We start from the raw sequence: 14,493 nt of genomic DNA, 5'->3' as shown, positions 1-14,493 counted from the left end.
CCTAGTCCTTTTCGTCGTCTTTCGGCAGGAAACGTTCTGGGTGGTGGTAGTCGTTGGTGCCGCCGCGCAGGGGTACATCGGGTGGTGGGGTCCAGTGGGTGTGGCCGTCTGGGAGTTGGTGGGTGGTCCAGCCGTCGTTTTCGACCAGGAGGTTGTCGCATTTGCAAGCCAGGGTGAGGTCGTCGATGTCGGTGTTGCCGCCGTTCTTCCAGTCTGTGGCGGCGTGGTGGACTTGGCTGGTGTAGCCGTTGGCGGTGCATCCGGGTGCGGTGCAGCCGCGGTATTTGGCCAGCAACATGATGCGCTGGTCGGCGGAGGCCAGGCGCTTGCTGCGACCCAGCCAGAGTGATTGTCCGGTGACGCCGTCGAAGACGGCGAGGTAGTGGTTGGCGGGGGTGGCCATCCGGATGAGGTCGGTGATCGGGATCAGGGTGCCACCGGCGGTGACGGCGTGGCCGGCGCCGGCCTGTAGGTCTTGCAGGGTGGTGGTGACGATCATCGTGACCGGGAGTCCGTTGTGCTGGCCGAGTTTCGGGTCACCGAGCCGGCCGCGTACCAGCTCGGCCAACGCGTCGTGTTGGCGTTGGGCGTGGCTACGGAGATCATCGGGTTGGGGGGCGGCGAACTTCGCCATCCAGGCATCCAGCATCGACCGTAGCTCCGGATCAGCCACCAACTTTCCGACGCTCATGCCGTCGGGGCGTTGGCCGCCGCACCATTGGAAGCCACGCTTGCGGGCGCGGTCTTCTTCGGAGTACTTGCCGTCGGGGTTGAGGTGGACGGCCAGCCGATCGGCGATCTTCTCCAGTTGGTCGGGGCGCATGGTCTGGGCGTGTTCGGCCAGGGTGCGTTCAGCCTTCTCGATCTCGACCGGCCCGACATGATCGGGCAGATCGCGGAAGAACTTCTGAATCACCCGCACATGCTCACCATCGAGAAGGCCGGCCTCCCAGGCCTTGCCTGTTGCCGGTAACAGCGGCGAGAGCACCTCACCGGTCAACGTGATCCGGGGTGTCAGCTGCTCCGCATCACGGACTCGGCGTTTGGCGGCCGCCCGGCTGATTCGCAAGACGTCCGCCACCACGATCGGGATCGGTGGGCAGCCCTCGTACCGTTCCAGGTGGGTGATCTGCTCGTGGGATATCGCGGCCTGGCGACGGACCGCACTTTCCAGCCGTTCCAGAGCGGTAAAGCGTTGCGGGGCGGGCAATTCCTCGATATCGGCGGCACCCAACAGTTCGACAGCAGCGTCGAGCGCATCCAACGCCGCAATGATCGAACTCATGTTCGATACATTACGCCGGCCCGCTGACAAAAGCCCGGCGCCAGGACTGGCCTGTGGATGAACGCGGAACTGTGGAAAGCGTTGCGCCGCTAGGCTTCCAGCATCACTCCGTCGGCGTCGTCCACACCTTGTCGATGCTGATCCGCAGCCGCAGGTTGTAGTCGCCCATCGTGTCGGTCAACCCGGCTTGATCCGACAGCGCACCGTATTTCGCCCAGAACGCCGCGTCGTCCCGCGGGTCGGCATCCTCACTGTCCACGGTGGCGGGACCACCCACGACGATGATGCCGCCGCCATCGCCGCTGGAGTCCAGATTCAGGCTGACCCGCGGGTGCGAGCCGATGTGGCGGACCTTGGCCGAGCCGGGCGCGGTGTAGACCAGGATGTCGGTGCCGTCGAAGTAAAACCACACCAACTTGGGCACCGGCTGACCGGATTTGGCGACTGTGGTCAACCAGCCGAAGTTGTCGCCGACAAGCCGATCGCGCACCTCTTGACTCAGTTCAGTTGCCATGACGCCGAATGTAGTCTCAGCGCATGACACTCGATCTGACCGTTGATGAACTTCTCACTTCCACCCGATCGGTGCGCAAGCGGCTCGACTTCGACCGGCCGGTGCCGCGCGAGGTGCTGATGGAGTGTCTGGATCTGGCCCTGCAGGCGCCGACGGGTTCCAATGCCCAAGGCTGGCAATTCTTGTTCGTCGAGGACCCCGCCAAGAAGAAGGCGCTGGCCGACATCTACCGGGCCACCGGCACGCCCTACCTCGACATGCCCGCCCCGGTTCGCGGCGATATGCGCGATGCGCAGATGGACTCGGTGCTCAGCTCGGCCAAGTACCTCAACGAGAACCTCGAGAAGGCTCCGGTGTTCCTGATCCCGTGCCTGGAGGGCCGCCCGGACGGTGCCCCCGCCGGCATGCAGGCGTCCTACTGGGGTTCCCTGATTCCCGCCGTCTGGAGTTTCATGCTGGCCCTGCGCTCGCGCGGCCTGGGCTCGGCGTACACGACGCTGCACCTGATCGGGGACGGCGAAAAGCAGGCCGCCGAGTTGCTCGGCATCCCGTTCGACCGGTACACCCAGGGCGGCCTCTGGCCGATCGCCTACACCAAGGGCACCGATTTCAAGCCCGCCAAGCGGTTGCCCGCCGAGCAGCTGACCCACTGGGACACCTGGTGACCCGGCGGGCTCAGACCCCACCCTCGAAGCCGTGCTGCCGCCACGCCTCATAGGCCACCACCGCGGCAGCGTTGGACAGATTCAGTGACCGCCGCCCCGGCAGCATCGGGATCCGCACCTGCTCGGTGATGTGCGGATCGGCCAGCGTGGCGGCGTCCAGACCTGTCGGTTCCGGACCGAACAGCATCACGTCGCCCGGCTGGTAGGCGATATCGAACGACGACCGGGTCGCATGCGCCGTGAACGCGAACACCCGCGCGCCGGCCAACGCCGCCCAGGCCTGCTCCAGGCCGGCGTGCACCGTCACCGACGCCAGGTCGTGGTAGTCCAGTCCGGCCCGGCGCAGCTTCGGTTCGGACAGGTCGAAGCCCAACGGTTCCACCAAATGCAATTCGCATCCGGTCGCCGCGACCATCCGGATGGCGTTACCGGTGTTCGGCGCGATCCGCGGCGAGTAGAACATCAGCCTGAACACAGCCACGCTCCGGACACGGGGATAATGGCGGCATGGTCGAGACCAGCCTCTGGATGCAAAAAGTCGCGGCCGATCCCGGGCATTCGCGGTGGTACATCGAGCGGTTCCGTGCGATGGCCCGCGCCGGCGATGACCTGGTCGGCGAGGCCCGCTTCGTGGACGCGATGGCGGCGCGCGGCTCCCACATTCTCGACGCGGGCTGCGGTCCCGGCCGGGTGGGCGGATACCTGGCGTCCGTCGGCCATCACGTGGTCGGTGTCGACGTCGATCCGACGCTGATCGAGGCGGCTGAGCAGGACCATCCCGGCCCGCGCTGGCTTGTCGGCGACCTCGCCGAACTCGACCTGCCGGCGCGCGGCATCGCCGAACCGTTCGACATCATCGTCTCGGCAGGCAACGTCATGACGTTCGTCGCGCCCAGCACCCGCGTGCAGGTGCTCTCCCGGCTGCGTGCCCACCTCAAAGCCGACGGACGCGCGGTGATCGGCTTCGGCGCCGGGCGCGAGTACGAGTACAGCGAGTTCCTCGACGACGCCGCTCACGCCGGCCTCATGCCCGATCTGCTGCTGTCCACCTGGGATGTGCGGCCCTTTTCCGATGACTCCGACTTTCTCGTCGCGCTGCTCAAACCAGCGTAGGTAATTCGAGTGAGTTGATGATCTCAGTTGTGCCGCAGCGCAATTTGCTCGACACCCCAATAGGCGAAATGGGCGGGCGTCACCGGTATCTCTCTGTTCAGTAACGACTCTGGAGATGCTGGGCAATCGCTGTCATACTCGACGAATTGCCAGGGGTTATGCGCAGCTCCGTTGTGGTCAACACGGGCAGCGATGACCAGGAAGTCTCCGATGAATCAGATTCAACAGCCGACAGCCGTGCCGCCGAAGCGGCCGTCGCGGTGGTCGCCGCGCAACTGGCCGGTGCGGGGCAAAGTGTTTGCGATCGTGGCCGTTCCGCTGGCGCTCGCGCTCGCCTTCGCCGGTGCCCGCATCTGGGATGGCGTCGAATCGGCGCGGGATCTGCAGGTCGCCGCCGATCGGGTCCAGATGATTCCGGTGATCGAAAGCTACGTCGGCGCTCTGCAAGGGGTGCTGCTGGCGTACTCGTCGGACGGGGACACCCAGTCCGCGACCAACACTTTCGACAAGAGCAAAGCGACCCTGCAGAACAAGCTCAATTCGACCGACGTCGCTCCCGACGTCCGCACCGGCGTCACCAACCTGCTCACCGGTGGTCAGCAACTGGTGGCGGCGGTGTCGGCGAACACGATGGGGCTGCGCGACCGGATCACCGCCTACGCGCCGATCCTGCTGACCGCCGAGGACGCGATCAACGGCTCGGTGCGCATCGACGACGAGAAACTGCGCGTCCAGACCCAGGGTCTGAGTCGCGCGATCGGTGCCCGCGGGCAGATGCTGATGCAAGAGCTGCTCGTCGAGCAGGGCGGCGACCTGCCCGAGCCCGAACTGCGCACATCGATGATCACGCTGGCCGGCACCGAGCCGTCGACATTGTTCGGCATGAGCCAGGTCCTCGGCGTCGGCTCGCCGGAGGCGAAGACGCTGCAGAGCGAGATGGTCCGGCGGATGGGCATCATGTCCAGCCCGGACGCCGCGCTGGCCGGCAATGCCGACCTCCGTCAATCGCTGCAGGCCACCGACGCCATCGCGGAGAAGGTCGTCACGAGCACCACCGACGAGGTCACCACCTCGGTACAGCGGCTGGCCGCCGACCGCCGCCACGCCGTCATCCGCGACGGATTGCTGGTGCTGGCGGCGTTCATCGCCGCGCTGGTCGTGGTGTTGCTGGTCGCCCGGTCCCTGGTCCGGCCGCTGCGCATCCTGCGCGACGGAGCCCTGCGCGTCGCGCACACCGATTTGGAGCAGGGTATCGCCCGCGTCCGGGCCGGCGACGAGCGCGAACCTCAGCCGTTGCCGGTCTACACCACCGAGGAGATCGGCCAGGTCGCCCACGCGGTTGACGAATTGCACACCCAGGCGCTGCTGCTGGCCGGCGACGAGGCGCGGTTGCGGTTGGTGATCAACGAGATGTTCGAGACCATGTCGCGGCGCAACCGATCGCTCGTCGATCAGCAGCTCTCGCTGATCGACCAGTTGGAGCGCAACGAGAAGGACCCTGAACGGCTCGACAACCTGTTCCGGCTCGATCATCTCGCGACCAGGATGCGCCGGATCGGCTCGAACCTGCTGGTGCTGGCAGGGGCGCAGGTGTCGCGCGATCACCGTGAGTCGTTGCCATTGGCGAGTGCGGTCAACGGCGCGGTCTCCGAGGTCGAGGACTACAAGCGGGTGCAGATCGGCGAGGTGTCTGACTCGGCTCTGATCGGGCGCGTCTCCGCCGACGCGGTACATATGCTCGCCGAGCTGATCGACAACGCGCTGCGGTACTCGCCACCGATCTCGCCGGTCCGGGTCACTGCGGTGCACGCAGGCAACGCCGGAGTGCTGATCGAGGTGCACGACGACGGTATCGGCATGACCGACAGCGACCTTCGGATCGCCAACATGCGCTTGCACGCCGGCGGTGAGGTCAGCCCGGACAACACCCGGCACATGGGGTTGTTCGTGGTCGGGCGGCTGGCGCACATGCACGGCATGGAGGTGCGACTGCGCAACGCCGTCGAGGGGGAGCCGTCGTCGGGAACGACGGCCGAGCTCTTCATCCCGGCCAAACTGCTGGAGCACGGCGAACCGGTCGGCACCGACGCACAGCGGTATGACGCCCCCTCCGAAAAGCCTGCCGGGCAAGACATTCACGACGAACCGGTACCGACGGCGGCAGAGCCGGCCGCGGTCGATCCGAGTGGGTTGCCGCGACGATCCCCGGGCTCCAGTGGAATCACCGGGGCGCCGACGCCAGAGCCGGAACCCGAACCCGAACCCGAGCCGCAGCGTTCGCTGTGGTTCGCCGGGGCGGCGCAGTCGGGCGCCGAGAACGCGCACGCATCGGACACCTCCGGGTTCTTTGCCGCCCGTGCGCGCGCCGAGGAGACGCGCGACGAGCACCTCGACATCAGCGATATGGACGTGCTGGCGGCTGGGCTGTCGGCCCCGGATTTCGAGGACACCGACACCGATTTCATCTACCAGAAGATGCTCAACGAGCTGATGGTCGACCCGCACACCATTGCCGTGCCTCAGGACTGGAAGTCGGTGTGGGACAACGGCTGGGAGACCGCAGCAGAGGTGGACAACGTACCCGTGCAGGATCACACCGAACATGGTCTGCCCGTGCGCGATCCCGGCGCCCGGTTGGTGCCCGGCGCTGCTGAGTCACCGGCCCCTGCGCTGCCACAGCGCGATCCCGACGCCGTCCGCTCCTCGTTCAGCAGCCACTTCGGCGGCGTGCGGGCTGCGCGCTCGGGCCTGCAGGCCAATTCCGCAGAGAACGGAAACGACCACACATGACCTTGCCGCAACGGCCGCAGAACAATTCACTGGACTGGCTGGTGTCCAACTTTGCCCGCGACGTACCCGGCGTCTCGCACGCGGTGCTCGTCTCGGTCGACGGCTTGCTCATCGCGGCGAGCGAGCAACTACCTCGTGATCGCGCCGAGCAGCTGGCCGCGGTGACCTCCGGGCTGGCCAGCCTGGCCGCGGGCGCCGCGCAGCTCTTCGAAGCCGGCCAGGTGCTGCAATCAGTCGTCGAGATGGCCGGCGGTTACCTGCTGGTGATGCGGGTCGGTGACGGATCGCACCTGGCCACGCTGGCCGCGCCGACCTGCGACATCGGCCAAATCGGTTACGAGATGGCGGTTTTGGTCGAACGCGTGGGCAACGTCGTCTCGTCGTCGCGGCGGAGCGCCCAACCGTCGTGACCGGTGACGCCGAGGCGAACCTGGTACGCCCCTACACGCTGACCGCGGGGCGCACCGACACCTCCGTCGAGCTTCCGGTCGAGGCGCCGATTCAAACGGTGCCGTCGTCCAAGCAGCATCACTGGCCGTCAGGCGATGTCCGCGGGCGCATCTGTGAGCTGTGCGTCAACAGCCCGTCGGTGGCCGAAATCTCGGCCCTACTGGATCTTCCGCTCGGCGTCGCGCGCGTCCTGGTCGGCGACCTCGTGACGGCGGGTTATCTTCGAGTGCAGACCACTTTGACCGATCGCTCGACATCGGACGAGCGCCGCGACCTGATAGGAAGGACCCTGCGTGGCCTACGAGCCCTCTGAGGGGCGGTCATCCGCCTCGACGAAGATCGTCGTCGCGGGTGGTTTCGGCGCAGGCAAGACCACCTTCGTGGGTGCGGTGTCGGAGATCATGCCGTTGCGCACCGAAGCGATGGTGACCGACGCGTCCACCGCGGTGGATGTGCTCGACGCAACACCGGGAAAGTCGACGACGACGGTGGCCATGGACTTCGGCCGCATCACCCTCGACCAGGATCTGGTGCTCTACCTGTTCGGCACGCCCGGCCAGCGCCGGTTCTGGTTCATGTGGGACGACCTGGTGCGCGGCGCGATCGGGGCGATCATCCTGGTCGATGTGCGCCGACTGCAGGACAGCTTCGCCGCCGTCGACTTCTTCGAGCATCGCAAGATGCCGTTCCTGATCGCGGTCAACGAATTCGACGGCGCGCCACAGTATCCCACCGACGAAGTACGGCGGGCGCTCACGCTGCCCGACACCACTCCGGTGCTCACCGTCGACGCGAGGGACCGCAAGTCGGCCACCGACGCGCTGATCGCGATCAGTGAGTACGCGCTGGCCAGCCTGGCGTCGGGATAGTGGAGGCACAGCAGCACTGGAAGGATCGCGAATTCGTCGGGCACGACTTTCGCGACGAGGACCTCTCCGGCTTGCAGACCGAACAGGTGGTGTTCACCGAATGTGACTTCGGTGGGGCCAACCTGTCGGAATCGGTGCACCAGGGATCAGCATTCCGGAACTGCAGGTTCCTGCGGACAACTCTGTGGCACAGCACGTTCCGAAACTGCAGCATGCTCGGATCGACATTCGAGAATTGTCGGCTGCGCCCGATCGTCTGCGAGGAAGTCGATTTCACCCTCGCCGTGCTCGGCGGCGCGGACCTGCGCGGAGTGGACCTGTCCGGGTGTCGGCTGCGGGAAGCGAGCCTGGTGCAGACCGATCTGCGAAAGGCTGTGTTGCGCGGCGCCGATCTGACCGGTGCGCGCACCAACGGACTGCGACTCGAGCAGGCCGATCTGCGGGGAGCGCGCATCGATCCCACGCTGTGGACCACCGCCGCATGCCGGGGCGCGCGCATCGACGTCGCCCAGGCGCTGGCGTTCTCATCTGCGCACGGTCTCGACGTCAGCGGCGGCTGAGGTTCGACCTCGACGACGTCGAGTCACACGGTTTTCATCCATTTCGCGGTTCGTACCCCGTTGCTAGTTCTCTTTCGACCCCCATGTCCTCATCCCACTCCAGCGCCGGGGTGCGTGAGGCCAATAGCGTTGCGGGACAATGCCTAACGGATACGAGACAACGTGGCATCCGGCCAGAAGCGAATTTCGACGATGTGACACGAACGGTGGGAAACACCCCACTCGTTCGGCTGAACAGCCCGCCCGTGGCCGCGAACAATTGCCGGCGAACATGCGGCGACTCAGCTTCGCCACCGCAGCGCTTCGAGCGCCAGGGCAATGTGGACGGTGGTTCCTTCCATAGGATGAGGTAAGAGCTCGCGGGCTTGTGCGAGTCTGCGCATCAGAGTGTTTCGGTGAGTGAAGAGTCGAGCGGCCGCTTGCGACGCATTGCATTGCTCGTCGATGTAGACCAGCACCGTCCGCTGAAGTTCGGGATCAGCATGCTCGAAATCGCCGAGCGTGTGCTTGATGAAACGATTGACCTGTTCGGGGTCGGCGCTGACCATCGCGATGAATTGAACATCGCTGAAAGTTGCTATTTGCTGGGCGAATCCGGCTCTGGTCATCAGACGCTGCGTGCTGACAGCATCGAGGTGACTACGCCGGAAGCCTTCCATTCCGGATGACGCCGAACCGACCGCAATTCGCACGCCGGGCATTCGGGGGAGTGCTGCGGCAACACGGGAGAAGTCGGGGTCACCGTCGCCCGGCAGCCAAACCCAACGTGTGTCGGCGCTGGCCAGCACCGAAACGGATCGCTTCCCTCGGACGGTCTGCAGCAAGAGCTCCACCGCCAGGTCCAAGTGGGAGAGGTTGGCATCCGCTTCGTTGCTCCAGACAATGGCCGCGATGTGGCTCTGCCCGAGCGGATACCCGAGCCGGGTCTCAGCACGATCCTGGCTCAGCGGCGCCCCGTCGAGGATCAGGGCGACGGTCTCCCGCCGTTCTGCATATGTTCCGCGGGCGAGGTTTTCGCGCTCGATTTCCATCTGGTGATGAACTGCCGTGATCGTGTCACCCAAGAACGCGGTGATCGACCGTTCCGAAACGTCGAACAGTTGTCGCATTTCATCGGCATCGGAGGTCAGCTGAAAGACGGTGTGCATCCAAAATCGCAAAGAGACGCTCTGTGCTCGTCGGTAGGTTTCCACGACGGCGGACTCGTCGAGGCCACGGCGAACGAAGTATCGAGCGATCGCCAGCGTCTCCGGGTCGGTATTGGCCGCTACCGGCTCGCCGGGGTGACTGATGTTGGCGGCAGCCCAATGCAGCTGGTTGGACCGGTTGCTGCGATTGATCGCCTCCGCTGCGAGTGGATCTTCCGCAAGCGAACCGCCCACATCCTGCAGAAAGCTCGATGTCAGAGAGTAACGATCGGCCTCGTCATACCAGGCCTGGCGAGTATGGACTACGCGTTTGGCGGCCTGGCGCATCAACTCACGCACCCGTTCGGACGGCAGTTCCCAACCCGCCGGCGAGCCGGTTGCGGGCAAGTGCAACATGCACAACAGTATTGCCGGTTCGAGGGCAGATTGTCCCTAGACCACCACGATTGGCCGCGAGACGCTTAGTTCGCATCGCCGGGGGCCAGCGCACATCAACGCGGTTTGACCACTTGCGCTCACCGGAAACCAAGCATCCAGCGTAGGAGGCCACGTGTCACATTTTGAAGGGCAAGCCCGCCGGCTTCGGAAGGCGGGTGTCGTGGCGACGACCGTCATGACGGGCGCGACGGCGGTGGCGTTGACTGTAGGGCAGGCAGCATCGTCCATGCCTCTGGTGTCAGGTTCCGTGCGTCTGATGTCGAGTGATTACTCGTCCACGACGAACGCGATCATCGCCGCGCAACAGCAGATCATCGCCTCGAATACGGCCTACCCGTTCATCAAGGCGACGGACTACAGCTCGCTGCCCTCCTACACACAGACGTTGGCTATATATCAGCTGTTTGGCGCGTTGAACGAGCGCAACGATGCCGATTCCTACAGCCTGAACGGCGCGTACCTGACGTACGGATGGGACGCGTCGGGCACTGATCCCTCGCAATTCCCCAACGACCCCAATGCCGACAACAAATACATCCTTGCGCCGCTGGCGGCAGGGAGCAGTTATGTGATGACCATCCATCCCGCGCCCGGCTCCACCGATGTCACGTTCGTCCCGATGAAGGGAAGCGTGATCTCGGGAGCGTTCAGTTCGAATGGCTACAGCTACAGCCTGCAGGATTTCACGCCCAATCCCGATGGCTCGTACACAATCACGCTGAGTTCCAGCGATCCAGGCACCGGCAACTGGGTGAACACCACCGATGCGGTGACCATCCTGTACCGCGACACCGTCGACGACTGGGGTCAGCTGCACGACACCGTCGATTTCCAGAAGCAAGGTTCGCCGTCGCGCTTCATACTTCCGGTGTTGTCGGACAGCCAGATTCAGACGGTGTTGACCTCGATCAGTGAGAACATCACACCGTTCAACTCCAGCGTCACCAACCTCGGGCTCCAGTCGGTCCTGGGATCGATTCCCGCGAACGTGTTCACCGCGATCAAGCCGACCACCTCCACTGTCGGCGGGCCGATCTTGCCGGGCCAGTTGTCCAGCTTCGGACGTTTCGATCTCGCACCCGATCAAGCGCTCGTCGTCAAGGTTCCGACGATCGGCGCCGGCTATACCGGTGCGCAATTGGCCAATGCCTGGCAGCTCGATCTGCCGTATGCGACGGCGCAGGGCAGTCTCAACAGCGCCCAGGTCTTTACAGCTGACGATGGATACACCTATTACGTTGTCAGCGCGCAGAATCCGGGCGTTGCCAACTGGCTCGATACGTCGGGCACTGTCGACGGCACCGTTACGCTGCGGTTCCAGAACTATGACGGCGCGACGACCGACCTGCCGGCGGTGACAACGCAAGTCGTAAGCGTTACCGATGTCAAGAACTACCTGCCTGCGGGCACCCCCGCCGTCAGTCTGGCGGAGTACAACGCCCAGCTCAAGCAGCGACAATTCGAGCTGAGCTACACCCATCACCAGTTCAACGATCCCTATGGGTGGGCAACGGCGAATCTTGAGCTCGATCAGATCAAGGCAGCGATCGGGGCTGACCAGTTCGCTCAGATATTCGGCAGTCAAGCCAATGTGCCGTCAGTGTTCGACCGGATGACCAACCCGGCGATGCGGCCTGACGTCGCGTCGCTGTTCCAGTCGGTATTGGCTGACCCGAGTCGCAGCCTGGCGGCCATCGTGGCCAACCTCCCGCTGGCGACTCAAGACATTCTCAACCCAATTGCCCTATCGGCGTTACGCGTTGACCTGCTCGTGGCCAAGACTGCTTTGGCGATCCAGAAAAACCTGGCTGCAGGTAACGTCCCCGGCGCGGTCACGGCGTTGGGCGCCGGCATCCAGGGGATCGAGCCAATCATCAAACAGACCTGGATCGACCCGGCCACCAGTATCACCGCCGGCTTGCTGAATGCACGTGACGATCTTTCCGTGGCCATCGCGAATGCGAGCAACTACTCGCCGCTGTCGATCGGGGACGTCACCTCCGCGGTGAAGGGGATCAGTCAAGTCAATCGCGAGGAGATCTCCATGGTGGTGGGCGGATTCACCAGTCTGCTGCGCCCGGGAACATCCTCGGCGCCGCCCTCATCGACGTCGGCGAGCGCAACCGCAGCAGCCACCGCGCGACCCACCAGCGCCGAATCGCATCCTGCATCTGCCGGTACAGCACGCGCTCACCGGGCGAATCAGGCCCGGGCCATTGCTCCCGGTGCGTCAGTCAACGCCAAGTCAAAGGCGAACGCCAAGAACTCGCCCGCCGGCGCCGAGCATCGCTCGGGCAGCGCCCGGCCCCGTTGACGTACCAACTGAGGGAACGATGAGTAGAGCAGATGCCACGTATGTAGACCTCGACAGCGTTGACCTCGCCGACCCCGCTGTCTGGGACAACGGCGTGCCGTACGAGCTCTTTACCAGGTTGCAGCGTGAGGCGCCGGCACATTTCAGCCCGCAGAACATTGCGCCCGGCGAGGGTGGCTTCTGGTCGATCACCCGGTACGACGATGTCCGTGCAGTGAGCCGTGACCACAGGACATTCTCCTCGGAGCTACGCGGAATCTTCACCTATGACGACATCGGTGCACCATTGGATGTCCAACGGCTGCAGTTGATTTCAATGGATCCACCTCGGCACGACCGGCTCAAGGCCTTGGTGATCAAGGCATTCACGCCTGAGCGGGTCGCCTTGCACGAGGACGCGATCAAGCGAATCATCGGGCATGTTCTCGACACCGTCGCTGACCGGGAGCGGTTCGACCTGGTCGCTGATGTCGCTCGGCCCATTCCGGCACGGGTGATCGGATCACTCCTCGGCACTCCGCCGGAAGACGACGAGATGCTGGTGCACTGGACAAACGTCTTCACGGCGTTCGAGGATCCGGAGATCCGCGAAGAATGGACCGACACCTGGGCCGTGGTCGAGGAGATCGTCAGCTATGTCGACGGCAAGATCACCGAACGCCGTGCAACTCCGGCTGACGACCTCCTCACCGCCTTAATGGATGCCGAGGTAGGTGGCGAAAAGCTCAACGAACTGGAACTCGCGACCTTTTTCATCCTGCTGATGTCAGCCGGAAACGACTCGACTCGGGCGACGTACAGCGCGACGATGCTTGAGATCTTGCGCAATCCCCAACTGCGAGAGCAGTTGCGGGAGAACCCAGGCCTGGTCGAGGCCGCTGTGGAGGAGGGGCTGCGCTGTTTTCCTGCGTTTGCGTTCATGGCTCGTGCGGCAACCAAAGACACTGAGCTGCATGGCAAGGCGATCAAGGAAGGCGATCGTGTGCTGCTGTGGTATGTCGCGTCGAACCGCGATGAGAGCAGGTTTCCGGACCCCCATCGGTTCGACCTCACTCGCGAAGCGCTGGCCGATACCCACCAGGCCTTCGGTGGCCGCGGGCGGCACTTCTGCCTGGGCGCCAATCTCGCGCGGCTTGAGCTCAAGCTGTGGATCCAGCAGACTCTGGAACGATTTCCCGATCTCGAGCTGGACGGCGAACCGACCCGGCTGCGGGCGCTGTTTCTCAACCAGTACAACTCGATTCCCGTGCGCCGCTCGGCGATGGGCCATTGAACGGCGAACGAGTGTCGTGAGTACCGGGGAGGCGGCTCCTCGCCGAATGGACCTCACTCGGGCCGAACTCGACGTTGTGGTCCGGCGCCGCGAATACGCCGCAGACGATGTCGTGACCTTGACATTGGCCGATCCTCGCGGCGCGGAACTGCCGGATTGGGCGCCCGGGGCGCACATCGACCTGCTCATGACGCCCTCGTTGATACGCCAATATTCGTTGTGTGGCGAGCCGGCGAACCGCACGGAGTGGCGAGTCGGTGTACTGCTCGACCCGAACAGCCGTGGCGGATCCCAGTTCGTCCACGACAGGCTGAGGGAAGGTGCTATGGTACGAGTTCGCCTTCCGCGCAATCACTTTCCGTTGGTGAGCTCGCCGCGCTACCTGTTCATCGCAGGCGGGATCGGCATCACGCCGATCCTGCCCATGATTACAGCGGCAGAAGCTGCCGGGTCGCAGTGGCAGTTGCTCTATGGTGGCCGGACGCGGTCATCGATGCCTTACCTCGATGTTCTCGAACGGCACGGCCGGCGGGTCACCATCTGCTGCCGAGATAAGCGCGAGGGACCTGACTTCCGGACCGCCCTCACGGCCGCCCTGTCAGAACCGGATGGCAACACCGGCGTCTACTGCTGCGGCCCCGAAGGCCTGCTGGAGGCGGTCGGGACGGCATGCGAGAGATGGCCCGACAACAGCCTGCACGTCGAGCGCTTCTCGGCAAGGTCGCGTGACGACACGGTGGAAGGCCTGACGTCGTTTGAACTGGAATGCCGCCGATCTGGCGTGACTTTCACTGTGGCACAGGACCAGTCGATCTATCAGGCGTGTGAGATCGCGGGCGTCGACGTACTCGGGTCGTGTATGGAGGGTGTGTGCGGGACCTGTGAATCCGACATCATCGAGGGTGAGCTCGACCACCGCGACTCCGTACTGAATGACGCCGAACAAGACGCCAACGAAACGATGATGATCTGCGTCTCCCGCGCCCGGTCGCAGAGGCTGGTACTGGACCTGTGAGGAGTGATCGGCCTTGGGGGGCACGCCCGCCTGCATACTGTGCACGACAGGATGACGTT

At 64.6% G+C, this 14,493-nt stretch carries 14 protein-coding genes; 10 read left to right on the top strand and 4 right to left on the bottom strand.

Translation table 11 applies throughout. From position 1 onward, the window contains the following. Nucleotide 1: 1 nt before the first annotated feature. Entirely contained in the window at nucleotides 2-1,285 is a 1,284-nt protein-coding gene (locus tag BST42_RS25285; protein WP_083122259.1) for an HNH endonuclease signature motif containing protein, read from the bottom strand. Nucleotides 1,286-1,388: 103 nt separating this feature from the next. Continuing rightward, nucleotides 1,389-1,799, bottom strand: a complete 411-nt coding sequence (locus BST42_RS25280; protein WP_083122257.1) for a TIGR03667 family PPOX class F420-dependent oxidoreductase — start codon at nucleotides 1,797-1,799, stop codon at nucleotides 1,389-1,391. Between the two features lie 23 nt (nucleotides 1,800-1,822). Here BST42_RS25280 and BST42_RS25275 point away from each other — a divergent pair, with 23 nt between their 5' ends. Continuing rightward, nucleotides 1,823-2,464 carry a nitroreductase family protein gene (locus tag BST42_RS25275; protein WP_083122254.1) on the top strand — a complete coding sequence of 214 codons (642 nt, stop codon included), beginning with the start codon at nucleotides 1,823-1,825 and terminating at the stop codon, nucleotides 2,462-2,464. Nucleotides 2,465-2,474: 10 nt separating this feature from the next. Here BST42_RS25275 and BST42_RS25270 read toward each other — a convergent pair whose 3' ends face one another. Beyond that, nucleotides 2,475-2,939 carry a tRNA (cytidine(34)-2'-O)-methyltransferase gene (locus tag BST42_RS25270; RefSeq protein WP_083122412.1) on the bottom strand — a complete coding sequence of 155 codons (465 nt, stop codon included), beginning with the start codon at nucleotides 2,937-2,939 and terminating at the stop codon, nucleotides 2,475-2,477. Between the two features lie 32 nt (nucleotides 2,940-2,971). On the opposite strand from BST42_RS25270, the gene BST42_RS25265 reads away from it, so the two are divergent. From BST42_RS25265 to BST42_RS25240, 6 genes are all read left to right on the top strand, one after another. Next, nucleotides 2,972-3,577, top strand: a complete 606-nt coding sequence (locus tag BST42_RS25265) for a class I SAM-dependent methyltransferase (protein ID WP_083122251.1) — start codon at nucleotides 2,972-2,974, stop codon at nucleotides 3,575-3,577. Between the two features lie 210 nt (nucleotides 3,578-3,787). Beyond that, on the top strand, nucleotides 3,788-6,367 hold the full coding sequence (locus BST42_RS25260) for a sensor histidine kinase (RefSeq protein WP_083122247.1): 2,580 nt from the start codon (nucleotides 3,788-3,790) through the stop codon (nucleotides 6,365-6,367). Beyond that, the gene (locus tag BST42_RS25255) at nucleotides 6,364-6,777 is read left to right on the top strand and encodes a roadblock/LC7 domain-containing protein (protein ID WP_083122243.1); all 414 of its coding nucleotides are present in this window, start codon (nucleotides 6,364-6,366) and stop codon (nucleotides 6,775-6,777) included. The genes BST42_RS25260 and BST42_RS25255 overlap by 4 nt, the downstream gene beginning before the upstream one ends. Next, entirely contained in the window at nucleotides 6,774-7,130 is a 357-nt protein-coding gene (locus BST42_RS25250) for a DUF742 domain-containing protein (RefSeq protein ID WP_083122239.1), read from the top strand. The genes BST42_RS25255 and BST42_RS25250 overlap by 4 nt, the downstream gene beginning before the upstream one ends. Beyond that, nucleotides 7,111-7,686, top strand: a complete 576-nt coding sequence (locus BST42_RS25245) for a GTP-binding protein (protein WP_083122236.1) — start codon at nucleotides 7,111-7,113, stop codon at nucleotides 7,684-7,686. Before BST42_RS25250 ends, BST42_RS25245 begins: the two co-directional genes overlap by 20 nt. Continuing rightward, nucleotides 7,686-8,246, top strand: coding sequence for a pentapeptide repeat-containing protein (locus tag BST42_RS25240; protein ID WP_110918770.1), 561 nt, complete (start codon nucleotides 7,686-7,688; stop codon nucleotides 8,244-8,246). Before BST42_RS25245 ends, BST42_RS25240 begins: the two co-directional genes overlap by 1 nt. Nucleotides 8,247-8,527: 281 nt before the next feature. Here the strand turns inward: BST42_RS25240 and BST42_RS25235 are convergent, their stop codons facing one another. Beyond that, entirely contained in the window at nucleotides 8,528-9,790 is a 1,263-nt protein-coding gene (locus tag BST42_RS25235; protein ID WP_083122230.1) for a PucR family transcriptional regulator, read from the bottom strand. Nucleotides 9,791-9,992: 202 nt separating this feature from the next. Here BST42_RS25235 and BST42_RS25230 point away from each other — a divergent pair, with 202 nt between their 5' ends. From BST42_RS25230 to BST42_RS25220, 3 genes are read left to right on the top strand one after another with little or no spacing between them, the layout of a single operon-like run. After that, on the top strand, nucleotides 9,993-12,146 hold the full coding sequence (locus BST42_RS25230; protein ID WP_110918769.1) for a DUF1214 domain-containing protein: 2,154 nt from the start codon (nucleotides 9,993-9,995) through the stop codon (nucleotides 12,144-12,146). Nucleotides 12,147-12,165: 19 nt separating this feature from the next. Then, the gene (locus BST42_RS25225) at nucleotides 12,166-13,419 is read left to right on the top strand and encodes a cytochrome P450 (RefSeq protein WP_083122222.1); all 1,254 of its coding nucleotides are present in this window, start codon (nucleotides 12,166-12,168) and stop codon (nucleotides 13,417-13,419) included. A 16-nt stretch (nucleotides 13,420-13,435) separates the two neighbouring features. After that, nucleotides 13,436-14,434: a PDR/VanB family oxidoreductase gene (locus BST42_RS25220; RefSeq protein WP_308207544.1), complete on the top strand. Its 999-nt coding sequence runs from the start codon at nucleotides 13,436-13,438 to the stop codon at nucleotides 14,432-14,434. Nucleotides 14,435-14,493 lie beyond the last annotated feature (59 nt).

It is taken from the genome of Mycolicibacterium rhodesiae (assembly GCF_002086695.1).
In the GTDB taxonomy this organism is placed as follows: domain Bacteria; phylum Actinomycetota; class Actinomycetes; order Mycobacteriales; family Mycobacteriaceae; genus Mycobacterium; species Mycobacterium rhodesiae.
This window is presented reverse-complemented; position numbering and strand designations above follow the sequence as displayed.